Raw genomic sequence first — 26,884 nt, 5'->3', positions numbered from 1 at the left:
ACTACAAAGTGAGTTGGCCTTGCCTTTCAACCCGTGCAGATTTGAGCTGCGCCGGGACACTTGGACAAAGCCGATGACCACGTCTGACGACAACGCATTTCGTCCCAATCGCCGCGGCGTTCTTGCCGGCATCGCCGTTACGCTTTTTGCGCCCGCTATCGTCAAGGCGGCCGACGACAGCACGACCGGCACCAAACCTGCCGATAACAAAGCTATCGCCGGGAATGAGGAAAAGGCCGAAGACGCCCCGCCGCTGCTGTCAGGGGACTATCGGTTGGAGCGCCATCAGTTCAAGACTGACCTGCTCAGCAAGGGGCCTGCTCCCGACATCTATGAGCCTCTGGTGACGCCATCGACGGCCGAGCGGCTTTTCTATCGCAGCGGCGTCGGCGAAGAACTGGAACTCGTTGCCTGGGTTTCTCGCTATACGCGCTCGGAGAAGCCGAAACCGGCCGTGCTTTTCCTGCATGGCGGCAACGCCATCGGCCAGGGACATTGGCAGCTGATGAAGCCTTATGTCGAAGCCGGCTATGTCGTCATGATTCCATCCATGCGCGGCGAAAATGGCCAGAAGGGTAATTTCTCGGGCTTTTACGACGAAGTTGCCGATGTGCTGGCTGCATCCAACCGGTTGCGGCACCTGCCTGGTGTTGATCCGCATCGCATGTTCCTGGCGGGACACAGCATCGGCGGCACGCTTGCCATGCTCGCCGCGATGTCCGCGAAGCGGTTCCGGGCGGTCGCGCCGATATCGGGCAATCCGGATGCCTACGCCTTCTTCAGCCGCTATCCGCAGGATATCCGTTTCAACACCAAGAACCCGCGCGAATTCCAGATGCGGTCGCCGCTCTGCTATGCGCGCAGCTTCAAGAGCCCGATCAAGCTATTTCACGGCACCGAGGAAGCCCATTTCGATTCGCGTCTGGCCCTGCTTGCAAAGCGGGCGACGGCCGCGGGCGTGAAGATGGAGATGGCGACTGTGCCAGGCAGCCATAATTCGGCGCTGCCGGGCGAGATCGAGCAGAGCATCGAGTTCTTCAGAAGCGTCGCCGTCTAAACCCGATTGCTCACGCCATCAGCTTTTCGATCAGCGCCGTTGCCGCCTCCGCGATGACGGTTCCGGGCGGGAAGATCGCATCGGCGCCGGCTGCCTCCAGCGCGGCGAAATCCTGAGGCGGGATAACGCCGCCGACGGCAATCAGTACGTTGCGGGCGTGGCGGCGGCTGAGCGCCTCCTTCAGTTCCGGAACTAGAGTCAGATGGCCCGCGGCCAGTGACGAAGCGCCAAGGATATCGACCCCCTCGCGCACGGCGACGTCGGCCACTTCCTCTGGCGTCTGGAACATCGCGCCGACGACGACATCGAAGCCGAGATCGGCAAAGGCCGTTGCGATGACCTTCTGACCGCGATCGTGCCCGTCCTGACCCATCTTGGCGATGAGGATGCGGGGCTTTTCGCCGCGCGCGTTGCGGAAGGCTTCGACCGTGGCGACGGCCTTGTTGAAGGTGGGATCGGCATCACCGACCTCTTGGCGATAGACGCCCGAGATGGTCCTGATTTCGGCGACATGCCGGCCATAGGCTTTTTCCAGCGCCAACGAGATCTCGCCGACCGTCGCTCTAGCCCGGGCAGCCTTCACGGCGAAGTCGAGCAGGTTGCCGCCGCCGCTGCGCGCGGCATTGGTGAGGGTGTCCAGGGCCGTTTCGACGGCGGAAGTCTCACGCGTCCCCTTCAGCTGCTGCAGCTTGGAAAGCTGGCGCGCGCGCACTTCGGAGTTGTCGACCTTCAATACGTCGACCTCGATGTCTTTCTCCGGCTTGGAGAAGTTGATGCCGACGAGGGTCTGATGGCCGCTGTCGATGCGCGCTTGCGTGCGTGCGGCCGCCTCCTCGATGCGAAGCTTCGGAATGCCCTTTTCGATCGCCTTTGCCATGCCGCCGAGCGCCTCCACTTCCTCGATATGGCTAAGGGCGCGCGCGGCGAGATCATGGGTCAGCCGTTCCACATAGGCCGAGCCGCCCCACGGGTCGATGATATCGGTCGTGCCCGATTCCTTCTGCAACAGGATCTGGGTGTTGCGGGCGATGCGGGCGGAATGATCCGTCGGCAGGGCGAGCGCTTCGTCGAAGGAGTTGGTGTGGAGCGACTGCGTATGCCCCTGCGTCGCCGCCATCGCCTCGACCATGGTGCGGATGATGTTGTTCATCGGGTCCTGCGCCGTCAGCGACCAGCCTGATGTCTGGCTGTGGGTCCTGAGTGCCAGGGATTTCTGGTCCTTCGGCGCGAAATTCTTCTGCATCAGCGCCGCCCAGATCAGCCGTCCCGCGCGCATCTTGGCCACTTCCATGAAGAAGTTCATGCCGACGGCCCAGAAGAAGGAGAGGCGGGGCGCGAAGCTGTCGATATCAAGCCCGGCGGCGACGCCCGCCCGCGCATATTCGATACCGTCTGCGATCGTATAGGCGAGCTCCAGATCCGCCGTCGCGCCGGCCTCCTGCATGTGGTAGCCGGAGATCGAAATGGAGTTGAATTTCGGCATCCTCTGGCTGGTATAGCTGAAAATGTCCGAAACGATCCGCATCGAGGGTTGCGGCGGATAGATGTAGGTGTTGCGGACCATGAACTCCTTGAGGATGTCGTTCTGGATCGTGCCGGACAGCTTGTCTTCGGAAACACCTTGCTCCTCCGCCGCGACGATATAGAGCGCCATGACCGGCAGCACCGCGCCGTTCATGGTCATCGACACGCTCATCTCGTCGAGTGGGATGCCATCGAAGAGCTGGCGCATGTCGAGGATGGAATCGATCGCCACGCCCGCCATGCCGACATCGCCTGCCACACGCGGATGATCGCTGTCATAGCCGCGGTGGGTGGCAAGATCGAAGGCGACGGAGAGACCCTTCTGCCCGGCTGCAAGATTGCGGCGATAGAAGGCGTTGGACTCCTCAGCCGTCGAGAAGCCGGCATATTGACGAATGGTCCAGGGCTGCTGGACATACATTGTCGGATAGGGGCCGCGCAGGAACGGTGCTGCGCCGGGATAGGTGTCCAAGAACTTCAGGCCGGCGAGATCGGTTTCGCCGTAGGCACGCTTGACCACGATGCCTTCCGGGGTTTCCCAGGCTGGGGCGGTGGCTGTCTCTGATTTGGCTTGCGGCGTCTTCCAGGACGTATTGCTGAAGTTGGGGATGCGGGTCATCGAGTCAATACCTCCGTGGAGACGGGACGTGCGATACCCCCCTCTGTCACTTCGTGACATCTCCCCGACAAGGGGGGAGCTCGTTCTGAGCCTGCTGCGTCGCGCAACGGAAGCGAAAAGCTAGGCCGGTGCCGGTGTGCGTTTGATATGCATTTAAGGGCGCGGGGTGCCGTGGAGCTCCAATCTCCCCCCTTGTGGGGGAGATGTCGCGAAAGCGACAGAGGGGGGTGCGCACTCTCCGCGAATTCAGCAATCGCGATCATGAAACCACCTCATCCAGTCGCACCGGCATCAATCCCATCCCGCCGTCAACCGGCCCCAAAGGTCCCGAAACCGTCACCGGCCGCTCCGTCTTCATGGCAAACAATGTCGTCCCCACGATCGGTTTGGCGACGCGCTTCTCGCGCGCCTCGGCAACCATCGCCGCAAGCTCGCCGCTGGCAATCACCCTCGCCAATCCGCCTTTGCCTTCGATGTCGGCAAATATATCCCAGGCCCGCTCGGCCAGCGCGTCAGTCAGCGCCTCGATACCGCCGGCACCCGAAGCCGGATCGACCACATGATCGAGATGGCTTTCGGCCACGAGGATCGTTTGCGTGTTGCGCGCTAGGCGCCTTGCCAGAGGATCTGGAATGCCATGCGTCAGGCTGTGCGGCAGAACGCAGATCTCGTCGGCGCCGCCGACGCCGGCCGAAAACACTGCGATCGTGTTGCGCAGGATGTTCGTTTCCGGATCGAGGCGGGTCAGCATGCGGTAGCTCGTTTCGGCGAAAAGATGCGCCGGCGGCGAATCGGCGACACCGCAGGCTAAAGCGACCCGGGCAAAGATCAGCCGCGCCGCGCGCATCTTCGCGATCGTCGTGAATTGGTTCTGATCGGCCGACAGGCAGAGGCTGGTTGCAGCCAGCGCCGCTTCCGGCGCAAGGCCGACTTCTTCGAGCAGCCGCAGATGGCCGACGAGGCTCGCGGCCATCACCGCAAGCTCCTGAGCCTCGGTGCCGCCGGCATTGTGGACGACACGGCCGTCGGCGTTGACGATGGTGCCGGCAAACCCACGTTCGGCGAAGCGCTTGGCGTCGTTTGTAAAGGTGGCCGCGGCACCATCTTGAGAGAAAGCATCGAGGCCGAGATGCGTTGTCTCGACCGCCGGATTCTCGGTCGATGCGATTAAAGCGTCGATCGAACGAGAGGCAAAGCCGTCGAAACGCAAGGTCAAGGCTTCTTGTGGTGTCGCCGCCAGCGCATCGGCCAAGCCCGGGGCTTGCGCGTCGATACCCGCGCCGAAGGCAGAGGCGGAGGTTTTGGAGACGAGCGAGATGCCGCTTGCGCCATTGGCAAGGTCGTCGCCGAGCTGCAAGAGCGCCCGGCTCGGGTCCAGATCGTCCATGCGCTGGGTCAGGGTCCAGGGCAGATCGTCCCGCTGACGGGAAAGCCGAATGCCCACTTGCCGGCGCTCGTAAAGCGGCTCGATGGCGATCCCGTCGTCGGTTTGCGATACCAGCGTTTCCTGGAAATCCTTGCCTTTCAGCGCCCGCTCTACAAGCTTCAGCCAGGCTTTATGATCGCTCTGGCCGAAGATGCCCGGGTCGAGACTGTCGATATTCATGCGTTCCTCCGTACCGCACTGGTCTAGCTCATGATGCAGCATGGGAAAACAGGAGTTTGGCCAATCCGTGCAATATCTTCGCCGGCGCTGTGGTGACGATCGACGCCAGCTTCGCTCCAGCCGCGGCAGTCATTATGCGGCCGATCCGATATGTTCCAACTGGTTTCCGATGATGGTCGATCTGCTGCCTGCCTCCCGTCACCTGCTTGCCGCAACCGCTCTGGTGGCCCTCTCGGCCTGCAGCATCATTCCCGATACCGGCGCGACCGATCCGGATCGTTTCGTGCAGGAGACCACGCCGGTCTTTTATCGTCCCGAAGGCATCGATCCGAACAGGGTCAAGCGCCTGCCGGTGCAGCCGGTGCCGCAGGCCCGCGATCTCTTCCAGACGCAGTTCCATCAGACTTATGGCCTGCCGACCTTCAATCCGGTGCATCAGGCCATGTATGCGCAGCGCAGCGAGGATGATTTCACGCTGCCGGCGATTCCCTACAAGCGCATCGATCCGCGCTTCCTGCGGCAGGAAGTGGACTACCAGACCAAAGAGCGCCCAGGCACGATCGTCGTCGATACGCGAAACCATTTCCTCTATTTCGTCGAGCCGGGCGGCAAGGCCATGCGCTATGGCGTCGGCCTCGGGGCGGCAGGATATGCCTGGCACGGCAAGGGCCTGATCCAGTGGAAGCAGAAATGGCCGCGCTGGACGCCGCCCGCAGAAATGGTGGCGCGCGACCCGCAGATCAGGCCGCTGTCGGCCGAGCGCGGCGGCATGAATCCGGGACCGACCAATCCACTTGGCGCGCGTGCGCTCTATATCTACCAGAACGGCAAGGACACGCTTTACCGAGTCCATGGCACGCCGGATTGGCAGTCGATCGGCAAGGCCGCGTCCTCGGGATGCGTGCGCATGCTCAACCAGGACGTGATAGATCTCTACAACCGAGTGCCCGATAAGGCAGAAATCGTCGTGTTGTAGCGGTATTTTACCACAAATTTTCGTGATGTTGCATAAGTGCGATAGTCGGGGTGATCGACGCTCTTTAGTTTTGCGTCTGTCTCTGCGAACCTCTCGGGGAACCGAATCAGCCTGTTGTCACGGGTTTTCGCTTCCTCCACAAAAGGAACTATGCTGTCGACATGAGCCTTCCTTCATCTTTTTCCCGACGTAATTTCCTCGCCCTTGCTGGTCTCGGCGCCGTCTCGACGCTAGCCAGCTGTGCCTCCACCATCGATAACGGCCCCGTCGTCAGCCCGGTTCAATATACCGGGTCGCCGCGGCCGTTCCGTACCTGGTTCTCCAGTTATGATGGCGAGCAGCCCGACCCGGCCGTGATTTATGCGTCCGTCGAGGACGGCGGCTTCGTTGTTCCGGCGGTTCCCTACAAGCAGATCGATCCGCGCTTCTATCGTCAGCGGGTGATCGACCCGACGGGCGAGGCGCCTGGCAGCGTGGTCGTCAACACGACCCAGCGCATGCTCTATGTGACCGAGCAGGGCGGAACGGCAATGCGCTATGGCATCGGCGTCGGTCGTGAAGGGTTCGCCTGGCAGGGCCGTGGCGTCATTCAGTGGCGCAAGAAGTGGCCGCGCTGGAATCCGCCGGATGAAATGGTCGCGCGTCAGCCGGAACTCGTGAAATATTCCATCGCCAATGGCGGCATGGCTCCCGGCCTGATGAACCCTCTCGGCGCCCGCGCGCTCTATATTTTCGAGGATAAGCAGGATTCGCTTTACCGCCTGCACGGTAATCCCGAGTGGCGCTCGATCGGCAAGGCGGTTTCCTCCGGCTGTGTTCGTCTGCTGAACCAGGATGTCATCGATCTCTACGATCGCGTGCCGGAGCGCGCGCCGATCCTGGTGACGGCCTGATATCGCATCATCGCAAACAAAAAGGGCGCCGGCGGCGCCCTTTTTGTTTGCAGTCTCGACCGGCGCATCCGGCGTGCTGACGCCGGTTCAAACCGTTGTCAGATTGATCTTCAACTGCCGCAGCCGGTCACGCAGCTCGGCCATTTCGGTCATATCGCAACCCGTCGCCTGACCGATGGCATCCATGATCGCGGCGACCTGGCATTTCATGCCCGTACCCTTCTCCGTGAGCGAAATAATGACCTGGCGTTCGTCTGCCGGATCGCGGGCGCGACCGATCAGGCCGGCTTGTTCCAGCCGCTTTAGAAGCGGCGACAAGGTGCCGGAATCGAGATCGAGCTTCTCGCCGATGGTCTTGACCGGCAGACTGCCCTTTTCCCAGAGCACGAGCATGACGAGATATTGCGGGTAGGTGAGGCCGACCTGATCCAGAATCGGCTTGTAGGCGCGGTTGAAGGCATGGGCGGCGCTGTAGACGGCAAAGCAAAGCTGTCTTTCCAGCCGCTTTTCCTCATCGGGGATCGAGCCCCCATCCGCCCCGTCTGTCATCGCCGCTCCGCCAGCTTCTTGCCCGCGGTATTGTCACAAATTCACTTTCTGAAATCAAATTGCAAAAATGTATTGCGCACGATTAAATCGTTGTGTATATAAAATCCATCCAAACCGAAGGGAGACATGACATGCCTATTCTCTATACCACCAAAGCTTCCGCCACCGGTGGCCGCGCCGGCCATGCAGTTTCCGAAAATGGCGTCCTCGACGTGACGCTCACCGTGCCGAAGGAGCTTGGCGGCGACGGCGCGACCGGCACCAATCCGGAGCAGCTCTTTGCAGCCGGCTATTCTGCCTGCTTTCTCGGCGCTTTGAAATTTGTCGCAGGCCAGCAGAAGGTCAAGATTCCGGAAGACGCAAAGGTCACGGCGACTGTCGGTATCGGCCCGCGCGCAGACGGCACCGGCTTCGGCATCGAAGTGTCCCTGGCTGTCCACATTCCCGGCATGGACAAGGCCGAGGCTGAAAAGCTCGCCGCCGCCGCCCATATCGTATGCCCGTACAGCCACGCCATGCGCACCTCGACTGAAGTGGCTTACGCAGTCGTGTGATTTAACGTCCAATTTCGCCTGAACAGGTGAAATAAGAGCGATCAGGAGCGGCAGCATTGCTTGTCGCTCCTTTTCTTTTGCAAGAAAGTTGCTATATCTTTTCATAGGAAAGGATATGGTCATGGCAAAAGCTCAGGCAATAGATCAGGTAAAGCCCGGCGAGGCGCTCGTGATCACCAAGGCGGTGGTCAGTGCCGCAGAGCGGTTGGGGCTCAATGCACGCATATTATCGGCCGTTATCGGCGTGTCGGAGGCGACTGTCTCGCGCATGAAGCGGCAGGATCACCTGTTGGAACGCGATAGCAAGCCTTTCGAGCTTGCCGTGCTTCTCGTTCGTCTCTTCCGTTCGCTCGATGCGATAGTTGGCGGCGATGAAGCTGTAGCCCGGCAATGGCTGCGCAACGGCAATCTCGCCTTCGGTGCAGCACCCATCGACAAGATCACTTCAATTTCCGGTTTGACAGATGTCCTTGCCTATCTGGACGCCCGCCGCGCTCTCGTCTGAGGCGAGGGCCATCTCCGGCCAGTATTGGCGGCTGGTGGAATCGCAACACCAGGTGTCGACGCTGAAGCTTGTCGATACGCTAGAGGAGCAGGCTCTCCTCGAAAGCGTGCTCGAGGAAAGCAAGCCGGTTCTGCCGCCGGAATGCGCCGGGCTCGACTATCTCCTTGCCACACCCTTTCGCTATGGGGCGATCTATCCTCACGGCTCGCGTTTTCGTCGCGCCGGCCGCACGCTCGGCGTCTTCTATGCCTCCGAGCAGGTGGAGACCGCTTTGGCGGAGATGAGCTTCTACAGGCTGCTGTTCTTCCGCGATTCCCCTGATACGCCGTTGCCCGCCAATGCCGCTGAATATACCGCCTTTGCCGCTGCGATAGCGACAAAAGCGACTATCGATCTGACCGCACCTCCCTTGGATCGAGATTGGCAGCACTGGACCGATCCGGTCGACTATGAGGCCTGCCAGTCGCTTGCGGAAGCGGCGCGAACCGGTGGGATCGAAGCAATCCTCTATCGCTCCGTTCGTGATCCCAATGGCGGCAGGAACATCGCGTTGCTGACGGCCAAGGTCTTTTCCGCGCGCGAACCTGTCGAACGCCAGACCTGGCGGATACGATTGTCGCGCGTCGGCGTGCAGGCGCTGTGCGAGTTTCCCCGGCGTCGCATTGGCTTCCAAAGGCAGGATTTCGAGAGCGATCCCCGGCTTTCAGAGCAGCGGCTCAAAGCAGAGTAGCAAGGTCGCCGCGCAGGCGGTCGCCATTGCCATGTGGCAGGCGCTCTTCCAGGGCCGCGTGCGTCGTCTTCCAGGTCGGCACCGCGGCGGCGAGCGCTGCCTTGCCCGATGGGGTGAGGCTGAGCAGGCGGGCGCGGCGATCCTTCGGATTGGGTACGATGTTCACCCATCCCCGCCGTTCCAGCGGCTTTAAGGCCGCCGTCAGCGTGGTCTGGTCTATTGCCAGGAGTGCCGTGACCGATCCCATGGAGGTCGGCGCGGGCCTGTTCAGCGACATCATCAGGGAGAATTGGCCGTTGGTGAGCCCGAAGGGCCGTAGCGCCTCGTCAAAGCGACGGGCAAGCGCGCGCGCCGCCCGCTGCACATGCAGGCAGAGGCAGGTATCGCGCACCAACAGCGTGGTTTCAAAGGGGATTTCGGGGGCGTTTGACATGGTTTATTAATATTGATATCAATGTATTTGTCAAGATTTGGGAGTTTAAACGCCGGAGGAGGGCGCAGACAATGAACCAGGTCGTTTCCAGGGAAGTGTGGCTCGAGGCGCGCCGTCAACTGCTCGCCAGCGAAAAAGAAGCAACCCATCTTCGCGATCGCGTCAATGCGGAGCGCCTAGCTTTGCCTTGGGTAAAGGTCGACAAGGATTATGTTTTCGACACTCCGGCTGGCAGGAAGACGCTCGCCGATCTCTTCGACGGCCGCAGTCAGCTGATCATCTACCACTTTATGCTCGGCCCGGATTGGGATGCCGGCTGCACCGGCTGTTCCTTCCTCGCCGATCACCTCGATGGCGCGCTTCCGCACCTCAATCACCATGACGTCACCCTGGTCGCGGTCTCGCGCGCGCCGCTGGAGAAGGTGGAAGCCTACAAGAGGCGCATGGGCTGGAATTTCCCCTGGGTGTCGTCCTTCGCCAACGACTTCAATTTCGATTATCATGTCTCCTTCTCGAAGGAGCAGCTGGCCGGCGAGAAGGTGTTCTACAATTTCACACCCATGGATGCGGCCGAAGGGTTTGACGAGCTTTCCGGTCTCAGCGCCTTCTACAAGGACGAGGCGGGGAATGTCTTCCACACCTATTCGAGCTATGCGCGTGGCCCGGAGGAACTGATCGGCACGCTGATGATCCTCGATCGTGCTCCCAAGGGACGCAACGAAGACAGCACGATGCACTTCGTGCGCCGTCATGACGAGTACGAGGCTGCGCCGAAGGCGCAATCCTGCTGCCATTGACGTATATCGAGGTGGTGGAATTTGCCCTTTAGGGAACAGGGGGCGGAATTTCGCGTTTCATGTCCAGGCAAAGCTCATGTTTGCCGGCCGGGAAGGGGCGAATGATGAACCATCGTTCGGCCGTCATTTTCATCGACCATGATGTGTCCGTGCCTGCTCCTGCTCCAGGACGGGACGGATGAGTGGCAACAATCAAAATAGGGAGAACGATGCTATGGCTGAGAAGGGATATTTCGTCTGGTACGAGCTGATGACCACGGACATGAAGGCGGCCGAGGCCTTCTATTCCAAGGTCGTCGGTTGGGATGCTGCGGATGCCGGCATGCCCGAAGTCGGAATGGATTACACGCTGTTCAGCGCCGGGGCTGGGCCCGTCGCCGGTCTGATGATCCTGCCGGAGGAGGCGAAGGCTATGGGCACGCCACCCTGCTGGACCGGCTATATCGGCGTTCCCGACGTCGACGAAGCGACCAAGACAGTCGTCGGCAAGGGCGGCAAGACCTATCGCGAGCCCATGGATATCCCGGGCGTCGGCAGGTTCTCTGTTGTCTCCGACCCCTATGGCGCCGCCTTCTGCCTGTTCACGCCACTGCCGGGCGAGGATTGGGAGCCGGCGGCTCCCGGCACGCCGGGCTACTTCGGCTGGCATGAGCTCTATTCGAACGACGGCCCGAAGGCTTTCGAGTTCTACAGCGAAATGTTCGGTTGGGAGTTGAGCTCCGATTTCGACATGGGGCCGATGGGCAAGTACAAGATCTTCAAGATCGACGATCGAGACTTCGGCGGCATCATGACCAAGCCGGCTGAAATGCCGGTGGCTGCCTGGAATTTCTACATCAACGTTCCGGCGATCGATGCTGCGATTACTCGCATCACCGATGGCGGCGGCAAGGTTGTCAACGGCCCGATGGAAGTCCCCGGCGGTAGCTGGATCGTCCAGGCCACCGATCCGCAAGGTGCGTTCTTCTCGCTGGTCGCGCCGGTGCGCTGATTTTTACCCTCCCCTTGAGGGGGAGGGTCGGCCCGTAGGGCCGGGGTGGGGTGATCTCCAAGTTTGCGGCGTGTCACCCCCCACCCGCGGCTTTGCCGCGACCTCCCCCTCGAGGGGGAGGTGTCTATCTACCGCTTGAAGCTGCCGAGGATGCCGCGGACAATGGCGCGGCCGACCTGCGTCGCCACCGTGCGCGCCATGCTTTTCATCGTTGCTTCAAGGATCGTTTCGCGCTGATAGCCTGAACGACGCCCTGCGGGTTTGCCGCTGTCGCCGCCGAAGCCGGGCAGCGTCCAGCCATCGCCTGCGCTGCCGCTCTGCTGTTCGGCAGCCTTGCGTGCACGTTCCGTCAGGATCTCATAGGCGGATTCGCGGTCGATCGTTTCGTCGTAGATGCCGGCGACCGGGCTGGCATTGATGATCGCCCGCCGCTCGGCATCGCTGACCGGACCGATGCGGCCGGATGGCGGGCGGATCAGCGTGCGCTCGACCACCGACGGCGCACCCTTGCCCTCCAGCATCGATACCAGCGCCTCGCCGGTGCCGAGCGTGGTGATGACCGTGGCGCAATCGAAGGCGGGATTGGGCCGGAACGTCGAGGCTGCCGTCTGCACGGCTTTCTGCTCGCGCGGCGTATAGGCGCGCAGGGCATGTTGCACGCGATTGCCGAGCTGCGCCAGCACCGTTTCCGGCACATCGAGCGGGTTCTGGGTGACGAAATAGACGCCGACGCCCTTGGAGCGGATCAGGCGCACTACCTGCTCGACGCGCTCGATCAGCACCTTGGGCGCATCGTTGAAGAGCAGGTGCGCCTCGTCGAAGAAGAAAACCAGCCGTGGCTTCTCCGGGTCGCCCACTTCCGGAAGTTGCTCGAACAGTTCGGAGAGAAGCCATAGCAGGAAGGTGGCATAGAGACGCGGGTTCATCATCAGCTTGTCGGCCGCAAGCACCGAAACCTGACCGTAGCCGTCATTGCTGACCCGCATGATGTCGGAGATTTTCAGGGCCGGTTCGCCGAAGAAGTTTTCTGCACCCTGCTGCTCCAGGACAAGCATTGCGCGCTGGATCGAGCCGACGGACGATTTCGAGATCAAGCCGTATTTGCTGGAAAGCTCGCTGGCGTTTTCGCCCATATAGTTCAGCAGCGCCTGCAGATCCTTGAGATCGAGCAGCGCCAGGCCGTTCTCATCCGCGATCTTGAAAGCGATGTTGAGCACGCCTTCCTGCGCCTCCGAAGCATCCATCAGCCGCGCCAGTAGCAGTGGCCCCATCTCCGCAATGGTTGCGCGAACGCGATGGCCCTTTTCGCCATAGAGATCCCAGAAGATGACCGGAAACTGATCGAATTCATAAGGAGACAGGCCGACTTCTTCGGCGCGCTTCAGCAGGAAATCCTTCGCCTCGCCTTTGACGGCAATACCGGAGAGATCGCCCTTGATATCAGCGCAGAAGACGGGCACGCCTGCTTTGGAAAAACCTTCCGCCAGCACCTGCAGCGTCACCGTCTTGCCGGTGCCCGTGGCGCCGGTGACGAGGCCGTGGCGGTTGCCGAATTTCAGCGTCAGGAACTCGTCCTTGTTGATACTTTCATCCGGATTGCGGCTCGCGCCGACGAAAATCTGTCCATCCTGCTGCGGCATGGTGTTGTCTCCCTTAGAGCATGATGCCGAAAAGTGTCACCGGTTTTCGGACGACATCATGCTCTACCTATTTGATTCTAGAACCGGATGACTTTGGATCGTTTCGATCCAAAGTCATCCGGTTCTAGGGCGGCGGCACAACAGCTTTTAAGGGCTGCCAGGGCCATTCATCGATTTGTCCTGACACTGTTATAAGAACTCGCATGAAGAGGGACAACCATTCGCGTCGAGGTTCCGCTTCTGGTAGAATGTTGGCCTCCGGCGCGGCTTGTGCCGGTTGCTTCATTCAGTTACGTTGACGTTAACGTCGTAAAAGGCAGGAGGCCACAGTGAACGAAGTTATTGATCAGATCGCGACCAAAGCCGGCATCGCTCCCGACCTCGCGGAGAAGGCTGTCGGCATGATTCTCAGCTTCCTGCAGCGCGAGGCTCCGGATGGCCCCGTCACCAAGATGATCGAATCGTTCCCGGGCGCAACCGATCTCGTTGCCCAGTACGGCGGCGAGCAGGCAGGCGGCGGCGGTCTTCTTGGCGGCCTCTTGAGCGCAGTCGGCGCCGGCGGCGGCGTCATGGGCCTCGGTCAGCAGCTGATGAGCACCGGCCTCAGCATGGGCGACATTTCCTCGCTCGCCAAGGAAACGGTCGCAACCGCCCGCCAATATGCCGGCAACGATGTCGTTGACCAGGTCGTGAATTCCGTTCCGGGCCTGAGCCAGTTCGTCTAATCGAGACCGTTGTCACTGAAAAGAGAGCCCCGCGGCGATGCTGCGGGGCTCTTTTTTGTTGGGGAGGGCACTTTTTGACAAGTGCCCGATCTCAATTTCAAACCTTTCTTCCGCTCGATTTCCCATCGATCTCATGCCATTTGCGGCCGTCGCGTTCGATGAGTTCGTCGGCGGAAGCCGGGCCGGTGCTGCCGGGGGCGTAGGGGTCGGGCTTGCCGCCCGCTGCCCAGAGATCGAGGAACGGTTGCACGGCCGCCCAGCCGGCTTCGATGCCGTCGGCGCGCTGGAAGAGCGTCTGGTCGCCGACGAAGAGTTCGTAGAACAGGCTCTCGTAACCGGTCTGTTTGCCGATGTCGAAACGGTCGGCATAGCGGAAATCGAGCGAAACCGGCGCTGTCTTCAGCACCAGGCCAGGTGATTTGATCGAGATTTCCATGTCCAGCCCCTCGTCGGGCTGCACCTGGATGATGAGCCTGTTCGGCGGCAGTTCGGGTCGGGAGCCGGAGCCGTCGTGGCGCGGAAACTGCGCGAAGGGCACCGGCCGGAAGGTGATGACCACCTCGGTATCGCGGGCCTTCATCGCCTTGCCGGTGCGCAGATAGAAGGGCACGCCGGCCCAGCGCCAGGTATCGACGAAGAGCTTCAGCGCCACGAAGGTTTCGGTGTTGCTGTCGGGCGCGACATCGGGTGTCTGGGTAAAGGCCGGCAGATCCCTGCCGGCGATCGGGCCGGCGGTGTAGGCGCCGCGCACGCCATTCTTGGCCGCTTCCTCACGCGAATAGGGGCGCAGGGCCTTCAGCACCTTGCCCTTTTCGTTTCGGATGGATTCGGCATCGAAGCTGTTCGGCGGCTCCATCGCCACCATCGCCAGCAGCTGGAAGAGGTGGTTTGGCACCATGTCGCGCAGCGCGCCGGTCGCGTCGTAGAACTTGCCGCGCGTGCCGACATCGACGAGCTCCGCCGCTGTGATCTGCACGTGGTCGATATAGTTGTTGTTCCACAGCGCCTCGATCATCATATTCGCAAAGCGCGTCGTCATGATGTTCTGGACGGTTTCCTTGCCGAGGAAATGGTCGATGCGGTAGATCTGGCTTTCATGCGTGTGGTTCAGCAGCCGTGCGTTCAATGCCTGCGCCGACGCGAGATCGTTGCCGAAGGGCTTTTCGATCGCGATGCGGCGGAAGGCGCCGGTCGCCTCGTTCATCAACCCGTTTTCGGAAAGCTTTTCCGCAATGTCGCCGAAAAATTGCGGCGGCACGGCAAAATAGAAGGCGGCATTGGCGCTCGGCGCATGGGAGAGATAGTCCGAGATTTCCTTGTAGACGCCGTTCTGGGTGAAATCGCCGGAGATATAGCTGATGCGCTTGCGCAGGCTCTGCCAGGCGGCTTGCCGTTCCGGATCGTCCATGTCGCCGGACGTCTTCAGGAATGATTCCAGACGGTCCAGCAGCATCTCGACGCCGCCGGTCTCGATGCCGATGCCGAGGATGTGCAAATCCTCCCCGATCAGCCCGCTGCGGGTCATGTTGATGAGGGTCGGGATCAGCAGGCGCCGGGTCAGATCGCCGGCGGCGCCGAAGATCACGAAGGTCAGCGGCGGGGCGGGTGCGACGTCGGGGGTGGTCATGAGCGGATCTCCTTCTGGCGGCCATATTGGGGGCGTCTGGACGACATCGACTATCTCCTCGGAGCTATTGCTGTTTCAGCTTTGGCTTGTCATGTTCTAGCGCGGGCCGACGCCGGTTGTCGATGGGATCGACGCACCGCCGTCAGCCGGTATTTCGGGAGTGTCAAACAGTCTATTTCTTCACGGCGATCATGAAGAGCCGCGGGAAGCGCAACAGCACCTTGCCGTCGACGAGCGGCGGATAGGCATTCTCGATGCGCTTCAGATATTCAGCGGTGAAGGCATCGCGATGCTCGGCGCCGGCATGGTCGAGATAGGGGCGCAGCCCTGTGCCCTTCACCCATTCGACGATGGCAGCCGCATTTTCCAGCGCATGATTGTAGTTGGTGTGCCAGATGTCGACGCGGGCCGACTTGCCGATCAGCCTGTTGTAATAGACCGAAGGTGCGGGCAGTGGATTGCGCCGCACGCTCTTCTTGGCGAAGGCCTCGCTCCAGGGGCCGTTCTTAGCCGTCTCTTCCATCATCAAATGGCTCTGCTCGGTCAGATTGTCAGGCATCTGCACGGCAAGCACGCCGCCCGGCTTCAATCCGTCCATCAGGCTGTCGAGAATGTCGAGATGGTTCGGCAGCCATTGAAACACGGCGTTGGCAAAGAGCAGGTCGACAGGCTCCTCCGGCCGCCAGGTGGCAAGATCGGCCTTGACGAAGCTCGTGCCGGGCATGCGCTTGCGCGCGGCCTCCAGCATATTGTCGTCGCTGTCGAGGCCGGAGACGCCGGCCGCGCCATAGCGCTCGACAATCAGCTCGGTCGAATTGCCGGGACCGCAGCCGAGATCGATCGCCCTCTCGACGCGCTGCAGCGGCACTTGCGCCAGCAGGTCGCGCGCCGGGCGCGTGCGTTCATCCTCGAATTTCACATATTGGCCGGCAGACCATGCCATGAGCGTATCCTCTTCCTAGATTGCATATTCCAGCGGTTGAATCCGGACCTTGTCGATATTTCGGCCATTGAGCTTGATCACTTCAAAGGCGAGCCGGTCGGAGTTGAAGCGCTCGCCCTCGTGCGGCAGATGGCCGAGGCCCCACAGGATGAAACCGGCAAGCGTCGAATAACGATCGGTCTCGTCGACGAGATCGATGCCGACCAGTTTCGACAGACGGCGAATGTCGATCCAGCCGTCGACGGTCAGCGATCCGTCCTCACCCTTGTCGATCGTCAGCGGTTCGTTGTCCTCGTCGGGGAATTCGCCGGCGATGGCTTCGAAGAGGTCCGTCGTCGTCACCAGGCCTTCGATTTCGCCATATTCGTCGAGCACCAGCGCCATCGCCTGGTTTGCCTGACGCAGCCGCTCCATCAGCTTGAGCACGTTGATGCTCTCATGCACGGCGAGCGGCTGGCGGATCGAGCGTTCCAGATCGATTTCGCCTTTCTGCGTGAGGTCGCGCAAGACGTCGCGCGCGCTGGCGATGCCGACGAAATCGTCGAGGCTGCCGCGCACGACCGGAAAGCGCGAGTGGCCGATCTCGATGACGCAGCGCTGTTGCTCCTCGCGCGGCTTGTCGAGATCGAGCCAGACGATATCGGTGCGCGGCGTCATGATCGAACGGGCCGAGCGCTCCGCCAGCGTCAGCACGCCGTGGATCATGTCCTTCTCTTCGGTCGAGAAGACCGCCTCGTTTACCGTCTCTTCCGCCGTCCGCTCGGCCACTTCGCCGAGCGGGCTCTGCGGCCTTTTCGCACCGAGCAGGCCGAGAACGGCATCGGCGGTGCGATTGCGGATATTGGTCGGCGTGATCAGCCGCTCCTTGTTGCGACGGGCGAGCTGGTTCAGCGTTTCGATGATGATCGAGAAACCGATTGCCGCATAGAGATAACCCTTCGGCACATGGAAGCCGAAGCCTTCGACGACAAGCGAGAAGCCGATCATCATCAGAAAGCCGAGGCAGAGGATGACGACGGTCGGGTGCTTCGAGACGAAGGCCATCAGCGGCTTCGACAGGAACAGCATGACGCCGACCGCGAAGATTACGGCGACCATCATGATCGAAAGTTCCTGGACCATACCGACAGCGGTGATGACGCTGTCGAGCGAGAAGATGGCATCGAGTACGACGATCTGCACGATCACCTGCCAGAAGACGGCGTGAACCAGCTTCTTTTCACCTTGCGCCTCATGTCCTTCCAGTCGCTCGTGCAGTTCCATCGTGCCCTTGAACAGGAGGAACAGGCCGCCGAAGATCAGAATGAGGTCGCGGCCGGACAGGCTGAAGCCCCAGATGGACATCAGCGGCGTAGTCAGTGTCACGATCCAGGCGATGGAGGCGAGCAGTGCGAGGCGGATGATGAGCGCCAGCGCGAGGCCGATCATGCGCGCGGCGTCGCGCTGATGCGGCGGCAGCTTGTCGGCCAGAATCGCGATGAAGACGAGATTGTCGATACCGAGAACAATCTCGAGAACGATCAGGGTAGCAAGACCGATCCAGGCGGAAGGGTCGGATAGCCAGTCGAAGATCATTAATGTGCAAGCTTGGCGCCGGCCGTGATGGGCCTGCCAATTCTTTCCTTCTGTTTGTCGGGTGAGATGCCGCGCGCCATTGCCGTCGCGCAGCTTATACAGCCGTCGCTATCCGGATCGCTATTTGTCGGGCCGGCTTTCCTGGAGCAGGAACTATAAGGCTCGCTTTCGGGCATGGGCGGCAATCTGGACACGAAATGAGATTTGCGCAAGGGCATCGGATAAATCAGTCTATCCGGATTGCATGACAGTTTTTCGAAAACGTCTCCACATCGCCCGGTTGAGGCGAGCGATGCGAGCAACTATTGGGGTTTCTTCGTCGAGGCTGCCAGCGTTCAAAATTGCGTGATGACGTTGATGCCCTTGCCCTCGGCCTTGTCGAGCGACATCAGCGCCGGGACGGCCTCTTCCAGGCTGATCCTGCGGCCGATCAGCTTCTGCGGCGCGATCTTGCCGGCGGCGAGCATGTCGAGCATGGCGTCATAGCGCCAGGCCTGCATGCCGTGGCTGCCGTAAATCTCAAGTTCGTGGCCGATGACCTGCGCCATTGGAATCTGCGGCGTCGCATAATCACCGAGCATGAGGCCGACCTGCACATGCCGGCCGCGCCGACGCAGGTTCTTGATGGAGTTGAAGCAGGTGGCGGGGTGGCCGAGCGCGTCGATTGAGACATGCGCGCCGCCCTTGGTAATCTCGCGCACCGCCTCCGCCACATCGGCGACCTCGGCCGCGTTGATGGTTGCGACGGCCCCGCATTCGCGGGCGAAGGCGAGCTTTTCGTCGGAGATATCAATGGCGATGGCGTTCGCGCCAAGGGCACTCGCGATCATGATGGCAGACAGGCCGACGCCGCCGCAGCCATGCACGGCGATCCACTCGCCTGGCCGCGTCTTCGCCTGGTCGGCCACGGCGCGGAACGAGGTGGCGAAACGGCAGCCGAGGCTTGCCGCCGTCGCGTCATCGACCGCATCTGGCAGGTGGACGAGATTGGTGTCGGCATAGTCGATCGCGACATATTCGGCGAAGGAACCCCAATGCGTGAAGCCGGGCTGGAACTGGCTCGGACAGACCTGCTGGTTGCCGGAATGGCATTCGGCGCAATGGCCGCAGCCGGAAACGAAGGGAACGGTGACGCGATCTCCGACCTTGAAGCGCACGACGCCGCGCCCAGTCGCGACGACCTTGCCGGCAAGCTCATGGCCGGGAACATGCGGCAACTTGATATCCGGATCATGCCCCATCCAGCCGTGCCAGTCGCTGCGGCAAAGGCCGGTCGCACCGACGGCAATGACAACGCCGTCTTCGCCCGGTGTTGGATCGGGCAGGGTGCGGATTTCGGGTGTTGCCTCGAAGGCCTCGTAATACATGGCTTTCATGGGAGTTCTCCCTCTTTCCTGACGATCCGTGCGGCTCATCACTTTTGCTGATGGACCCATTCGTCAAGTTGTTGTTTCGACGCATGAAAATTGCGCTATGAATGCAGTATAGGGCGGTTTGTTGCAAATGGATTTTGCCGTGCAGTTTCTGCTTGACCCTGGGGTTGCACGGTTATTTGCTCTTCGCCACCCGGAGCAATTCCAGGAAAACTGCGCAGCGGTTTTCCGTCCGAAATTGCGAGAAAACAAAGAGAAGAGCGGTCCAGAGGTTCCGTGAAAAGCTGAGCCGCTCAAGGAGAGGAAACCACCATGTCCGTCGATACGTCGCCCCGCACCACCACCTGGACCTATGTCGAGGGAGAATGGCTCTCCGGCAATCCGCCGCTGATCGGGCCGACCTCGCATGCCATGTGGCTCGGCTCGACGGTGTTCGACGGCGCCCGCTGGTTCGATGGCATCGCGCCCGATCTCGATCTCCATTGCCAGCGCATCAATCGTTCGGCCGTTGCGATGGGGCTGAAGCCGGTCAAGACCTCGGAGGAGATCGAGGCGCTTGCCTGGGACGGCATCAAGAAATTCGACGGCAAGACGCCGATCTACATCAAGCCGATGTATTGGGGCGAGCATGGTTCGCCGGGCAGCGTCGTCGCCGTCGATGCGGAATCGACGCGCTTCGCCCTCTGCCTGTTCGAAGCGCCGCTTGGCGGCACCGGCGGTATCACGCTCACCGTCTCGCCTTTCCGCCGTCCGTCGCCGGAAACGGCGATGACCGATGCCAAGGCTGGCTCGCTCTATCCGAACAGCGGCCGCATGATCCTCGAAGCGAGGGGTCGCGGCTTCAACAATGCGCTGGTGCGCGACATGAACGGCAATGTCGTCGAGACCGCATCCTCCAACGTCTTCATGGTCAAGGACGGTATCGTCTATACGCCGGTCGCCAACCGCACCTTCCTCGCCGGCATCACGCGCGCCCGCGTCATCGGCCTGCTGCGCCGGGAAGGCTTCGATGTCCGCGAGGAAACCCTCTCCGTCGAACAGTTCATGGCGGCTGACGAAATTTTCACGACCGGCAACTATTCCAAGGTCGTCAGCGTCAATCGCCTGGATGATCGCGAATTCCAGGAAGGCCCGGTCGCCCGCAAGGCGCTGGAACTGTACATGGATTGGGCACACGGCCGCAGCGCCAGAGAAGAGTGAGCCGCCATCGACCGGCGAGACAAGTGGGATCATTGCCTCGCGGTGTCGGCCTCGTAGGCAGCCTTTGTCATGCTGTAGGAGGCAAAGGGCTCGTCGTGATAGGCGGTTCGGCGCGGCTGCGATAGGCCGAGCTTTTGCGCAACGCGGACGGACGCCGCATTGCCGGGGGCAATATCGGCAATGACGCGATCCAGCTCGAGTGTCTGGAAGGCATGGGCGAGTACGGGCTTTGCCGCTTCTGTCGCGTAGCCCTTGCCCCAGGCAAGCCTGTTCAACCGCCATCCGATCTCGATGTCTGGCCCGATGGCGTCGGCGGGTATCAGCAATATCCAGCCGAGGAATTGCACGCGATTCTCGCGGGCGCGGATCGACCAGTAACCCAGGCCGTCGCCGAAATCCGCTTCGATCCGACCTTTCACGAAGGTCCGGTGCGCTTCCGTATCGTGCCATGGGCCTGGAATGAAGCGCGTCACCTCCGGATCGCGATCCATGGCGATGCAATCGCCAAGGTCGGCCATGGTGCGGGGGAGGAGGATCAGTCGCTTGGTTTCGAAGCTTGGAAGCGCCATAGAGATATCTCCACAACTGCCAATGGTGAGAGAATATCAAAAGCGCGTTTGGGCTCAACATAGCTTCAGTAGAATCGCGACGAACAAGCCGCGATTCTGGTCAGCAATGCCCGATATCGAAGGCGCCGGGACAGGCTACTCCGCTTCCTTCTTCGGGCTGACCCACCAGCAATAGACGGCACCCATCGCCAGCAGCACGCAGGTTCCGAGGAACACGGCGGGCATGCCGATATGGCCGCCGACGAAGCCGCCCATGACAGGCCCTGCCACTTGACCGACATATTGCGACGAGATCGAAAGGCCGAGAATGCTGCCCGTCGCCGCATCCGGCACGTTATGGCGGATGACGGCGGTGATGCAGGGCAGAAGGCCGCCGAGCGCCACGCCCATCAGGAAGCGCAATGCGATCAATTGCCAGGCCGAGGTCACGAAAGCCTGCGGGATCAACAGCAGCGCGGCGACGGCAAGGGCTGCGGTGATGACGCTCCAGTAGCCGATGCGGTCGGCGAGCTTGCCGAGCCAGGAGGACGACAGGATGCTGCCGAGTGCAGCGGCGGCCATGACGACGCCCGAAACCATCGTCACGTTGGCGTCGCTGACGAACTGCGCGACATAGACTGTTATGATCGGCTCGATCGACATGTTGGCGAGCATCAAAAGCAGGCCGAGCGACAGCATGGCAACGACGGGGCGCTTGTCCGGAATGGAGGCCCAGCTGCCGCTTGCCTTCGCCGCCTTCTTCCGAGCCGTGGATTTCTCCTCCTTGATCAGGAACGTCGTCGCCAGGAAGGTGAAGAAGATCACGCCGCCGGCCAGCAGGAAGGTGCCGCGAATGCCGATAATTGGCGGCAGCGCGCCGCCGATCAGCGGTCCGACGAGGTTGCCGGCCATGATGCCGGCCGATAGCGTGCCGAGCGCCCATGCCGAGCGGTGCTTCGGCGTCTGCGCGGCCACCAGCACCATCGATCCCGAAGCATAGCCGCCGGCAAGGCCGGTGAACAGGCGCAGCGCCACCAGTTCCCAGACGTTTCCGGCCATGCCCATCAGCGAGATAGCGACCGTCATGCCGAGGCTGGCGCGTATCAGCATCAACTTGCGGCCATAGATATCGCCGAGCCGCCCCCAGAGCGGCGCGACGAAGGCGGCAGCAAAGAAGGTGGCGCCATAGGCGATGCCGGACCATTGCACGATCGCGGCCTTATCGCTGACGCCGAGTTCCTCGACATACAGCGGCAGGAAGGGGAGCAGCAGCGTCATTGCCACGATCGTCGTGAACGAGCCCAGAAGGCAGATGATCAGATTCCGCATCCAATGCGCGGTTTCCGGCTCGGCCGGTGCGGCTGCATCCCATCTCGTCTCGGTCATTTCTCGGCCTTTGCATTCAATGTGTAAAACAGTTCCTGGCTGCCTGACGCCAGGATATGCCCCTTCGCGGCGGCGATGAGATCGGCGCGGGTGAAGAGATCCGGAAGGTTCAGTCTGTTGACGTCGAGCGCATAGACGGTGATGTGGTAGCTGTGGACGCGCGCGTCGTTCCAGGGCGGGCAGGCGCCCATATAACCGCCATGCGGCCCGTCCTTCAAGTTGCCGCCGCCGGCGCCGTTCTGGCCGCGTCGCCCATAAGCCGTGCGCTCAAGCGGCAGGCCGCTGGACGAGGGGCCGTTTCCATCCGTGCCTTCGGCAAGGCTGGTGCGCGAAGCCGGGATATCGGCCAGCACCCAGTGAACGAATTCCATCCGCTTGAAATCCTTCGGGATGGTCTTGTCGGCCTTGTTGAACAGCGAGAAATCCGTGGGAACGTCGGGGTCGACCATGGTTACGGCATAGGAGCGGGTTCCCTTCGGCCCCTTCGACCATGAGACGCCCAGGCTCTTGTTCGGTCCCGGCGCCGATTTGTCGGACCCTGTCGAAATGCAGGACGCATTTTCCGGCAGCAGCATACGGCCATTGCTCTTTGCAAAGGTCACATTGAGATCGGCCGATAGCGCCGGCGTGGCGGCGGCTGTTGCAATGACGATGGCGTTCAGAACTTTGAGCATGGTTTTCATGATGTTGCCCTTTCGTGTTGCGGCTGCTGTGAGCCTTCGAGGGCAGGGTCTAACAAATTCGTGCCGAGCATCCGCGCACGCAAACGCTCAAAATGCAGTCGGAAACGCTCACGCGCTGCGAAGTCTATCGGCGAAGCGTCGAGGCGAGCGATAGCCGGTGGCAAGCGCCGCCTCCCGCAGCGACAGCCCGTCTTCAGCCAGAAGGGTTGTCGCCAGCGCCACCCGCTCGCTCGCAAGCACGGCACGCAACGCAGTGCCCTCGCGTGACAATCGCCGTCGCAAGGTCGCGTTGCTGGTGCCGAGTTCGGCAGCGATGAGATCGGCCGTCCAGGGACGATCCGGCTGCCAGCGCACCAGTGCCCGCACCGCCTCGGCTGTGGTCTCGGGCGAGCCGGGCAGGGCGCCGCGCATCCCGAGCACCATGAGGATTTCGAGAAGCCTGTGCTCGATCAGCGGGATTGGCATATTGCCGCCGGCAATGCCTTCGCCAGCATGGTTGATGGCCGCAGCCAGCAGCGGATCGAGCGGCAAGTCTGCCTGTGAGGCGATTTGTGTGGGCGGAAAGGCCTTCGCCGCGCGGCGTGCCAATTCCTCGGGAAAGGTAATGAAGATTGCCCGATAGACACCGGTCTGCGGATCTGGATCGTTGACGACGTCACCGCTCCAGCCGGCGGGCAGGACAAGCACCGTACCGGCCGCAAAATGCCGCTGCCGTCCCATGCTGACGATTTCCTTGGAACCTTCGAGGATGGCGACGATTGAAACCTGTGAAAAGGCCGAGCCGGCAATGCGCTCGCGTTCGCGCGTGACGAAGGTGAAAAGCGTCGAATAGCTGCCGAGGCCGCTCGGCGGGACCGTCGGACGATTATCCTTTGCCGCCAGACGGCGCAGCTTTTCCAACATGTGGTGATGAGCCTCGGACACTGCGATGGCTTCCTGCTGATTGGGGTGCCCGAGGAGTTTGGACCACGCGGATCACAATGCCAAGTCCGCAAAGCGCCTTGTTGGTTCGGCTGCCTTGTGTTATTTTCTGATTGCATTTTGCAATCAGTTTGCGGTCAGGTAGCCGAAACTACCCCTGACGCAAAGGAGGAGGCAGATCATGAACTCTCTGGAAAATGCTCGTTGCGACACGGTCAAGCGCCTGTTTGCGGCCTATCTCGCGCAGCATCCCGATATCGTGGATCCGATGCTGACCCCGGATTTCACCTTTTCCAGCCCGCGTGACGATCACATTGATAAGAAGCGCTACTTCGAGCATTGCTGGCCTGGGGAGAAAGCCTTCCGTGACATTCACATCGAACATCTGGTTGTCGATGGCGATGATGTGATCGTCGGCTATCGCGCCGAAAAAATGGATGGCGGCAGCTTTCGTAATGTCGAACTGATCCGCTTTGCCGGAGACCGCATTGCCGAGGTGAACGTCTATTTCGGGCGGAATGTGTAACCCTTCAGCCGGCCGTGATTTTCGCCACCGCCGCCGCAAGTGCCGTTGCCGGCCCGGTCATCGGTCGCGGATGATCTTCCGGAAGAAGCCGTGTGGCGTCCGTCATGGATGCCTGCGCAAAGGCGATCGTAACGGGGCCTTCGCCATTGGCTGCCCTCACGGTATCGGCGATAGAAGCAAGATAGGCTGACAGATCGCCAGCGCGAAAGTGCGCCCACGCACCAGGGACCAGCCGAACCTCGATTTCGGCTCCCGTTGCCTCCGCTGCGGCTTCGAAAAGCGCCGATGTCGGCGCGATAGTCGTTTCGACCGTACAGAGCACGATGACCTTACCGCCGGCCTCGACCGCTTGTTCTGCGAGTGTCGCATCCGCGCGTATGATCGGCACTGCGGCACCGGCTGCGACCTTTGTCACTGCCGGGCCAAGCGTCGAGCAATTGAGGACGACCGCATCAGCATCCTCGGCGAGATGCCAGAGGAGGGCGGCCGTTTCCGCCGATATCTCATCCGTCAGCCGCCCCGCTTTTTCGGCGGCGAGAAGGAGATCGGCGCGGACATGATGACGCAGCGTGCCATCAGGCAATCCGAGCGCCTTTGCCGCCCTTTCATAGACGGCAATGTTGCTCTCGGCGGTGTGCAGGCAGGCGATCATCACGGGCATTCCTCGCAATAGCGGAAGGTCCGCGAACCTAGCCTCGGCAACGTGCTTTGTCGACATTTCGATGCCACGCGTCGCAATCCATCCAGACCTCGTCATATGCACTAAGGTTTGTTTTTAAGCATAGGCTATACCCAATTGAAAAATAGGGCAATTTTTGCTCTTGCGTGCAACTTTTTTGGCATGTCGCCGGTTGCTCTTCCAGGCGACCGCTCCTATGTTCCGGTTCACCTGCCGACCGCAATTTTTTGCCAAGAGGAGATAAGACCATGGCTTTCGAATTGCCTGCACTTCCCTACGATTACGACGCCCTTTCGCCCTTCATGTCGCGTGAGACCCTCGAGTATCACCACGACAAGCACCACAAGGCCTATGTCGACAACGGCAACAAGCTCGCTGCCGAAGCAGGTCTTTCCGATCTGTCGCTCGAAGAAATCGTGAAGAAGTCCTTCGGCACCAATGCAGGCCTCTTCAACAATGCAGCCCAGCACTACAACCACATCCATTTCTGGAAGTGGATGAAGAAGGGCGGCGGCGGCAACAAGCTGCCGGGCAAGCTCGAAGCAGCTTTCGCTTCCGATCTCGGTGGCTACGACAAGTTCAAGGCCGATTTCGCCGCTGCCGGCGCCACCCAGTTCGGCTCGGGCTGGGCATGGGTTTCCGTCAAGAACGGCAAGCTCGAAATCTCCAAGACCCCGAACGGCGAAAACCCGCTCGTTCACGGTGCAGACCCGATCCTCGGCGTCGACGTTTGGGAACACTCCTACTACATCGACTATCGCAACCTGCGTCCGAAGTACCTCGAAGCCTTCATCGACAGCCTGATCAACTGGGACTACGTCCTGGAGCGCTACGAAGCCGCTACGAAGTAAGGTTTGCCGTATAGGCTGGCTTTCGCACCCGGCGTCTTTTCGGCGTCGGGTGTTTTCTTATCCGCCGGCCTTCGTTGATTATCCGCGTGCCGCTTTACGGCCTCAGGAGACTGCCCAAGGAGGCTGAATGCCGTCAGCACCGCTCTTCCGCTTTGGTGTGATTGCCGATCCGCAATATGCCGATCTGGAACCCAATCTGGCTCTCAATCGCTATCCCGCGAACAGCCTCGACAAGCTTCGCGAGGCAATTGAGGAGTTCAATCGGCACGATCTCGCCTTCGTGGTGACCCTCGGCGATATCATCGACCGCGAATGGAAGAGCTTCGACGCCATCCTGCCCGCCTACGAGGCTTTGCGCCACCCGAAGCACTTCCTTCTCGGCAATCACGATTTCGCTGTGGCATCGGAACATCTCGGCAGCGTATCCGCCCGTGTGGGCATGCCATCCGCCTATTACGATTTCAGCCATTCCGGCTATCGCTTCATCGCGCTCGACGGCAATGAGATCAGCGTCTTCGCCCCGCCCGAAGACGACCCGCGCCGGCAGGAGGCGAAGGCGTTGATGAAGCGGCTGGAAGATTCGGGCGCGACGAATGGCCAGCGCTGGAATGCGGGCATCAGCGACGTACAATTCGACTGGCTTGTCGCCAAGCTACAAGAGGCAAGGGCGGCGGGCGAGAAGGTCATCGTCATGAATCACTACCCGGTCTTCCCGGATAATCCGCACAATGCGCTCGACAGCCACCGGATGCTTTCACTTCTGGCCGAGCACGACCATGTCGCTGCCTACCTCAACGGCCACAATCACGCTGGCAATTTCGGGGTGTCGGACGGCACCTATTTCATCAATTTCATGGGCATGGTCGACACCGAAGACACGAGTGCCTATTCGATCGTCTCCGTCTACGATGACAGGCTCGAGATCATCGGCTTCGGGCGCGAGACGAGCCGGACCCTGATACTGCGTTAAGCC

27 protein-coding genes are annotated in these 26,884 nt (G+C 61.2%); 13 read left to right on the top strand and 14 right to left on the bottom strand.

The window, feature by feature from the left end; translation table 11 throughout:
* The first annotated feature begins 73 nt into the window (after positions 1-73).
* On the top strand, positions 74-1,057 hold the full coding sequence (locus BJ928_RS02555; protein ID WP_047627546.1) for an alpha/beta fold hydrolase: 984 nt from the start codon (positions 74-76) through the stop codon (positions 1,055-1,057).
* A gap of 10 nt (positions 1,058-1,067) precedes the next feature.
* Here BJ928_RS02555 and scpA read toward each other — a convergent pair whose 3' ends face one another.
* Positions 1,068-3,200: a methylmalonyl-CoA mutase gene (scpA, locus tag BJ928_RS02550; protein ID WP_047627544.1), complete on the bottom strand. Its 2,133-nt coding sequence runs from the start codon at positions 3,198-3,200 to the stop codon at positions 1,068-1,070.
* Positions 3,201-3,459: 259 nt separating this feature from the next.
* A complete protein-coding gene (locus tag BJ928_RS02545; protein ID WP_047627543.1) occupies positions 3,460-4,806 on the bottom strand; it encodes a methylmalonyl-CoA mutase family protein in 1,347 nt (448 codons plus the stop codon).
* Between the two features lie 172 nt (positions 4,807-4,978).
* Here BJ928_RS02545 and BJ928_RS02540 point away from each other — a divergent pair, with 172 nt between their 5' ends.
* Entirely contained in the window at positions 4,979-5,782 is an 804-nt protein-coding gene (locus tag BJ928_RS02540; RefSeq protein WP_052227487.1) for a L,D-transpeptidase, read from the top strand.
* A 161-nt stretch (positions 5,783-5,943) separates the two neighbouring features.
* Positions 5,944-6,675 (top strand): L,D-transpeptidase family protein, encoded by a 732-nt coding sequence (locus BJ928_RS02535; protein WP_047627541.1) that lies wholly within the window; start codon positions 5,944-5,946, stop codon positions 6,673-6,675.
* Positions 6,676-6,762: 87 nt separating this feature from the next.
* Here the strand turns inward: BJ928_RS02535 and BJ928_RS02530 are convergent, their stop codons facing one another.
* The gene (locus tag BJ928_RS02530) at positions 6,763-7,224 is read right to left on the bottom strand and encodes a MarR family transcriptional regulator (RefSeq protein ID WP_047627540.1); all 462 of its coding nucleotides are present in this window, start codon (positions 7,222-7,224) and stop codon (positions 6,763-6,765) included.
* A gap of 131 nt (positions 7,225-7,355) precedes the next feature.
* Between BJ928_RS02530 and BJ928_RS02525 the strand changes: the two genes are divergently transcribed.
* The 3 genes from BJ928_RS02525 (at position 7,356) to BJ928_RS02515 (ending at position 9,013) form a co-directional block, all read left to right on the top strand.
* Complete coding sequence (locus tag BJ928_RS02525; protein ID WP_047627539.1) at positions 7,356-7,778, top strand: organic hydroperoxide resistance protein; 423 nt, start codon at positions 7,356-7,358, stop codon at positions 7,776-7,778.
* A gap of 121 nt (positions 7,779-7,899) precedes the next feature.
* The gene (locus BJ928_RS02520; RefSeq protein WP_047628748.1) at positions 7,900-8,283 is read left to right on the top strand and encodes an MbcA/ParS/Xre antitoxin family protein; all 384 of its coding nucleotides are present in this window, start codon (positions 7,900-7,902) and stop codon (positions 8,281-8,283) included.
* Positions 8,243-9,013: an RES family NAD+ phosphorylase gene (locus BJ928_RS02515; protein WP_063769427.1), complete on the top strand. Its 771-nt coding sequence runs from the start codon at positions 8,243-8,245 to the stop codon at positions 9,011-9,013. Before BJ928_RS02520 ends, BJ928_RS02515 begins: the two co-directional genes overlap by 41 nt.
* On the opposite strand, the gene BJ928_RS02510 is transcribed toward BJ928_RS02515, so the two are convergent.
* Positions 9,000-9,446: a MarR family transcriptional regulator gene (locus BJ928_RS02510; RefSeq protein WP_047627536.1), complete on the bottom strand. Its 447-nt coding sequence runs from the start codon at positions 9,444-9,446 to the stop codon at positions 9,000-9,002. The two genes, BJ928_RS02515 and BJ928_RS02510, sit on opposite strands and share 14 nt — an antisense overlap.
* Before the next feature lie 71 nt (positions 9,447-9,517).
* On the opposite strand from BJ928_RS02510, the gene BJ928_RS02505 reads away from it, so the two are divergent.
* Entirely contained in the window at positions 9,518-10,243 is a 726-nt protein-coding gene (locus BJ928_RS02505) for a thioredoxin family protein (protein WP_047627534.1), read from the top strand.
* Between the two features lie 214 nt (positions 10,244-10,457).
* Complete coding sequence (locus tag BJ928_RS02500; RefSeq protein WP_047627532.1) at positions 10,458-11,234, top strand: VOC family protein; 777 nt, start codon at positions 10,458-10,460, stop codon at positions 11,232-11,234.
* A gap of 128 nt (positions 11,235-11,362) precedes the next feature.
* Here the strand turns inward: BJ928_RS02500 and BJ928_RS02495 are convergent, their stop codons facing one another.
* Positions 11,363-12,874, bottom strand: coding sequence for a helicase HerA-like C-terminal domain-containing protein (locus BJ928_RS02495; RefSeq protein WP_047627531.1), 1,512 nt, complete (start codon positions 12,872-12,874; stop codon positions 11,363-11,365).
* A 329-nt stretch (positions 12,875-13,203) separates the two neighbouring features.
* Here BJ928_RS02495 and BJ928_RS02490 point away from each other — a divergent pair, with 329 nt between their 5' ends.
* A complete protein-coding gene (locus tag BJ928_RS02490; RefSeq protein WP_047627529.1) occupies positions 13,204-13,599 on the top strand; it encodes a hypothetical protein in 396 nt (131 codons plus the stop codon).
* Between the two features lie 97 nt (positions 13,600-13,696).
* Here BJ928_RS02490 and zwf read toward each other — a convergent pair whose 3' ends face one another.
* The 4 genes from zwf to BJ928_RS02470 all read right to left on the bottom strand — a co-directional run bounded on the left by zwf (position 13,697) and on the right by BJ928_RS02470 (position 19,120).
* Complete coding sequence (gene zwf, locus BJ928_RS02485; protein ID WP_047627528.1) at positions 13,697-15,226, bottom strand: glucose-6-phosphate dehydrogenase; 1,530 nt, start codon at positions 15,224-15,226, stop codon at positions 13,697-13,699.
* A gap of 172 nt (positions 15,227-15,398) precedes the next feature.
* Positions 15,399-16,169, bottom strand: a complete 771-nt coding sequence (gene tam, locus BJ928_RS02480; RefSeq protein WP_047627527.1) for a trans-aconitate 2-methyltransferase — start codon at positions 16,167-16,169, stop codon at positions 15,399-15,401.
* Between the two features lie 15 nt (positions 16,170-16,184).
* Positions 16,185-17,744 carry a TerC family protein gene (locus BJ928_RS02475; protein WP_047627525.1) on the bottom strand — a complete coding sequence of 520 codons (1,560 nt, stop codon included), beginning with the start codon at positions 17,742-17,744 and terminating at the stop codon, positions 16,185-16,187.
* A gap of 335 nt (positions 17,745-18,079) precedes the next feature.
* Positions 18,080-19,120, bottom strand: a complete 1,041-nt coding sequence (locus BJ928_RS02470) for a zinc-dependent alcohol dehydrogenase family protein (RefSeq protein ID WP_047627523.1) — start codon at positions 19,118-19,120, stop codon at positions 18,080-18,082.
* 309 nt (positions 19,121-19,429) lie between these two features.
* On the opposite strand from BJ928_RS02470, the gene BJ928_RS02465 reads away from it, so the two are divergent.
* Positions 19,430-20,317 carry a branched-chain amino acid aminotransferase gene (locus tag BJ928_RS02465; protein ID WP_047627521.1) on the top strand — a complete coding sequence of 296 codons (888 nt, stop codon included), beginning with the start codon at positions 19,430-19,432 and terminating at the stop codon, positions 20,315-20,317.
* Positions 20,318-20,346: 29 nt separating this feature from the next.
* On the opposite strand, the gene BJ928_RS02460 is transcribed toward BJ928_RS02465, so the two are convergent.
* The 4 genes from BJ928_RS02460 to BJ928_RS02445 all read right to left on the bottom strand — a co-directional run bounded on the left by BJ928_RS02460 (position 20,347) and on the right by BJ928_RS02445 (position 23,858).
* Positions 20,347-20,886 (bottom strand): GNAT family N-acetyltransferase, encoded by a 540-nt coding sequence (locus tag BJ928_RS02460; protein ID WP_047627519.1) that lies wholly within the window; start codon positions 20,884-20,886, stop codon positions 20,347-20,349.
* A 135-nt stretch (positions 20,887-21,021) separates the two neighbouring features.
* Positions 21,022-22,251, bottom strand: a complete 1,230-nt coding sequence (locus BJ928_RS02455) for an MFS transporter (RefSeq protein ID WP_047627517.1) — start codon at positions 22,249-22,251, stop codon at positions 21,022-21,024.
* Complete coding sequence (locus BJ928_RS02450) at positions 22,248-22,934, bottom strand: YbhB/YbcL family Raf kinase inhibitor-like protein (protein WP_047627516.1); 687 nt, start codon at positions 22,932-22,934, stop codon at positions 22,248-22,250. The genes BJ928_RS02455 and BJ928_RS02450 overlap by 4 nt, the downstream gene beginning before the upstream one ends.
* 108 nt (positions 22,935-23,042) lie before the next feature.
* A complete protein-coding gene (locus BJ928_RS02445) occupies positions 23,043-23,858 on the bottom strand; it encodes an AraC family transcriptional regulator (protein ID WP_047627514.1) in 816 nt (271 codons plus the stop codon).
* A gap of 178 nt (positions 23,859-24,036) precedes the next feature.
* Here BJ928_RS02445 and BJ928_RS02440 point away from each other — a divergent pair, with 178 nt between their 5' ends.
* Complete coding sequence (locus tag BJ928_RS02440; protein WP_047627513.1) at positions 24,037-24,381, top strand: nuclear transport factor 2 family protein; 345 nt, start codon at positions 24,037-24,039, stop codon at positions 24,379-24,381.
* 4 nt (positions 24,382-24,385) lie between these two features.
* Here the strand turns inward: BJ928_RS02440 and BJ928_RS02435 are convergent, their stop codons facing one another.
* Positions 24,386-25,033, bottom strand: a complete 648-nt coding sequence (locus BJ928_RS02435; protein WP_245432238.1) for an aspartate/glutamate racemase family protein — start codon at positions 25,031-25,033, stop codon at positions 24,386-24,388.
* A 275-nt stretch (positions 25,034-25,308) separates the two neighbouring features.
* Here BJ928_RS02435 and BJ928_RS02430 point away from each other — a divergent pair, with 275 nt between their 5' ends.
* Together BJ928_RS02430 and BJ928_RS02425 are read left to right on the top strand one after the other, a co-directional pair.
* Complete coding sequence (locus tag BJ928_RS02430) at positions 25,309-25,911, top strand: superoxide dismutase (RefSeq protein WP_047627512.1); 603 nt, start codon at positions 25,309-25,311, stop codon at positions 25,909-25,911.
* A gap of 127 nt (positions 25,912-26,038) precedes the next feature.
* Positions 26,039-26,881: a metallophosphoesterase gene (locus BJ928_RS02425; RefSeq protein ID WP_047627510.1), complete on the top strand. Its 843-nt coding sequence runs from the start codon at positions 26,039-26,041 to the stop codon at positions 26,879-26,881.
* Positions 26,882-26,884 lie beyond the last annotated feature (3 nt).

This window comes from Rhizobium sp. WW_1 (assembly GCF_003610155.1).
GTDB classification, from domain to species: domain Bacteria; phylum Pseudomonadota; class Alphaproteobacteria; order Rhizobiales; family Rhizobiaceae; genus Rhizobium; species Rhizobium tropici_A.
This window is presented reverse-complemented; position numbering and strand designations above follow the sequence as displayed.

What these genes read in the sequence shown, in the direction of transcription:
- BJ928_RS02440 (WP_047627513.1), top strand. Translation starts at nt 24,037, where the DNA reads ATGAACTCTCTGGAAAATGCTCGTTGCGACACGGTCAAGCGCCTGTTT.
- BJ928_RS02555 (WP_047627546.1), top strand. Translation starts at nt 74, where the DNA reads ATGACCACGTCTGACGACAACGCATTTCGTCCCAATCGCCGCGGCGTT.
- BJ928_RS02450 (WP_047627516.1), bottom strand. Translation starts at nt 22,934, where the DNA reads ATGAAAACCATGCTCAAAGTTCTGAACGCCATCGTCATTGCAACAGCC.
- BJ928_RS02545 (WP_047627543.1), bottom strand. Translation starts at nt 4,806, where the DNA reads ATGAATATCGACAGTCTCGACCCGGGCATCTTCGGCCAGAGCGATCAT.
- BJ928_RS02505 (WP_047627534.1), top strand. Translation starts at nt 9,518, where the DNA reads ATGAACCAGGTCGTTTCCAGGGAAGTGTGGCTCGAGGCGCGCCGTCAA.
- BJ928_RS02475 (WP_047627525.1), bottom strand. Translation starts at nt 17,744, where the DNA reads ATGATCTTCGACTGGCTATCCGACCCTTCCGCCTGGATCGGTCTTGCT.
- BJ928_RS02520 (WP_047628748.1), top strand. Translation starts at nt 7,900, where the DNA reads ATGGCAAAAGCTCAGGCAATAGATCAGGTAAAGCCCGGCGAGGCGCTC.
- BJ928_RS02470 (WP_047627523.1), bottom strand. Translation starts at nt 19,120, where the DNA reads ATGAAAGCCATGTATTACGAGGCCTTCGAGGCAACACCCGAAATCCGC.
- BJ928_RS02535 (WP_047627541.1), top strand. Translation starts at nt 5,944, where the DNA reads ATGAGCCTTCCTTCATCTTTTTCCCGACGTAATTTCCTCGCCCTTGCT.
- BJ928_RS02500 (WP_047627532.1), top strand. Translation starts at nt 10,458, where the DNA reads ATGGCTGAGAAGGGATATTTCGTCTGGTACGAGCTGATGACCACGGAC.
- BJ928_RS02460 (WP_047627519.1), bottom strand. Translation starts at nt 20,886, where the DNA reads ATGGCGCTTCCAAGCTTCGAAACCAAGCGACTGATCCTCCTCCCCCGC.
- tam (WP_047627527.1), bottom strand. Translation starts at nt 16,169, where the DNA reads ATGGCATGGTCTGCCGGCCAATATGTGAAATTCGAGGATGAACGCACG.
- BJ928_RS02515 (WP_063769427.1), top strand. Translation starts at nt 8,243, where the DNA reads ATGTCCTTGCCTATCTGGACGCCCGCCGCGCTCTCGTCTGAGGCGAGG.
- BJ928_RS02540 (WP_052227487.1), top strand. Translation starts at nt 4,979, where the DNA reads ATGGTCGATCTGCTGCCTGCCTCCCGTCACCTGCTTGCCGCAACCGCT.
- BJ928_RS02435 (WP_245432238.1), bottom strand. Translation starts at nt 25,033, where the DNA reads ATGATCGCCTGCCTGCACACCGCCGAGAGCAACATTGCCGTCTATGAA.
- BJ928_RS02525 (WP_047627539.1), top strand. Translation starts at nt 7,356, where the DNA reads ATGCCTATTCTCTATACCACCAAAGCTTCCGCCACCGGTGGCCGCGCC.
- BJ928_RS02465 (WP_047627521.1), top strand. Translation starts at nt 19,430, where the DNA reads ATGTCCGTCGATACGTCGCCCCGCACCACCACCTGGACCTATGTCGAG.
- BJ928_RS02425 (WP_047627510.1), top strand. Translation starts at nt 26,039, where the DNA reads ATGCCGTCAGCACCGCTCTTCCGCTTTGGTGTGATTGCCGATCCGCAA.
- zwf (WP_047627528.1), bottom strand. Translation starts at nt 15,226, where the DNA reads ATGACCACCCCCGACGTCGCACCCGCCCCGCCGCTGACCTTCGTGATC.
- BJ928_RS02530 (WP_047627540.1), bottom strand. Translation starts at nt 7,224, where the DNA reads ATGACAGACGGGGCGGATGGGGGCTCGATCCCCGATGAGGAAAAGCGG.
- scpA (WP_047627544.1), bottom strand. Translation starts at nt 3,200, where the DNA reads ATGACCCGCATCCCCAACTTCAGCAATACGTCCTGGAAGACGCCGCAA.
- BJ928_RS02510 (WP_047627536.1), bottom strand. Translation starts at nt 9,446, where the DNA reads ATGTCAAACGCCCCCGAAATCCCCTTTGAAACCACGCTGTTGGTGCGC.
- BJ928_RS02455 (WP_047627517.1), bottom strand. Translation starts at nt 22,251, where the DNA reads ATGACCGAGACGAGATGGGATGCAGCCGCACCGGCCGAGCCGGAAACC.
- BJ928_RS02495 (WP_047627531.1), bottom strand. Translation starts at nt 12,874, where the DNA reads ATGCCGCAGCAGGATGGACAGATTTTCGTCGGCGCGAGCCGCAATCCG.
- BJ928_RS02430 (WP_047627512.1), top strand. Translation starts at nt 25,309, where the DNA reads ATGGCTTTCGAATTGCCTGCACTTCCCTACGATTACGACGCCCTTTCG.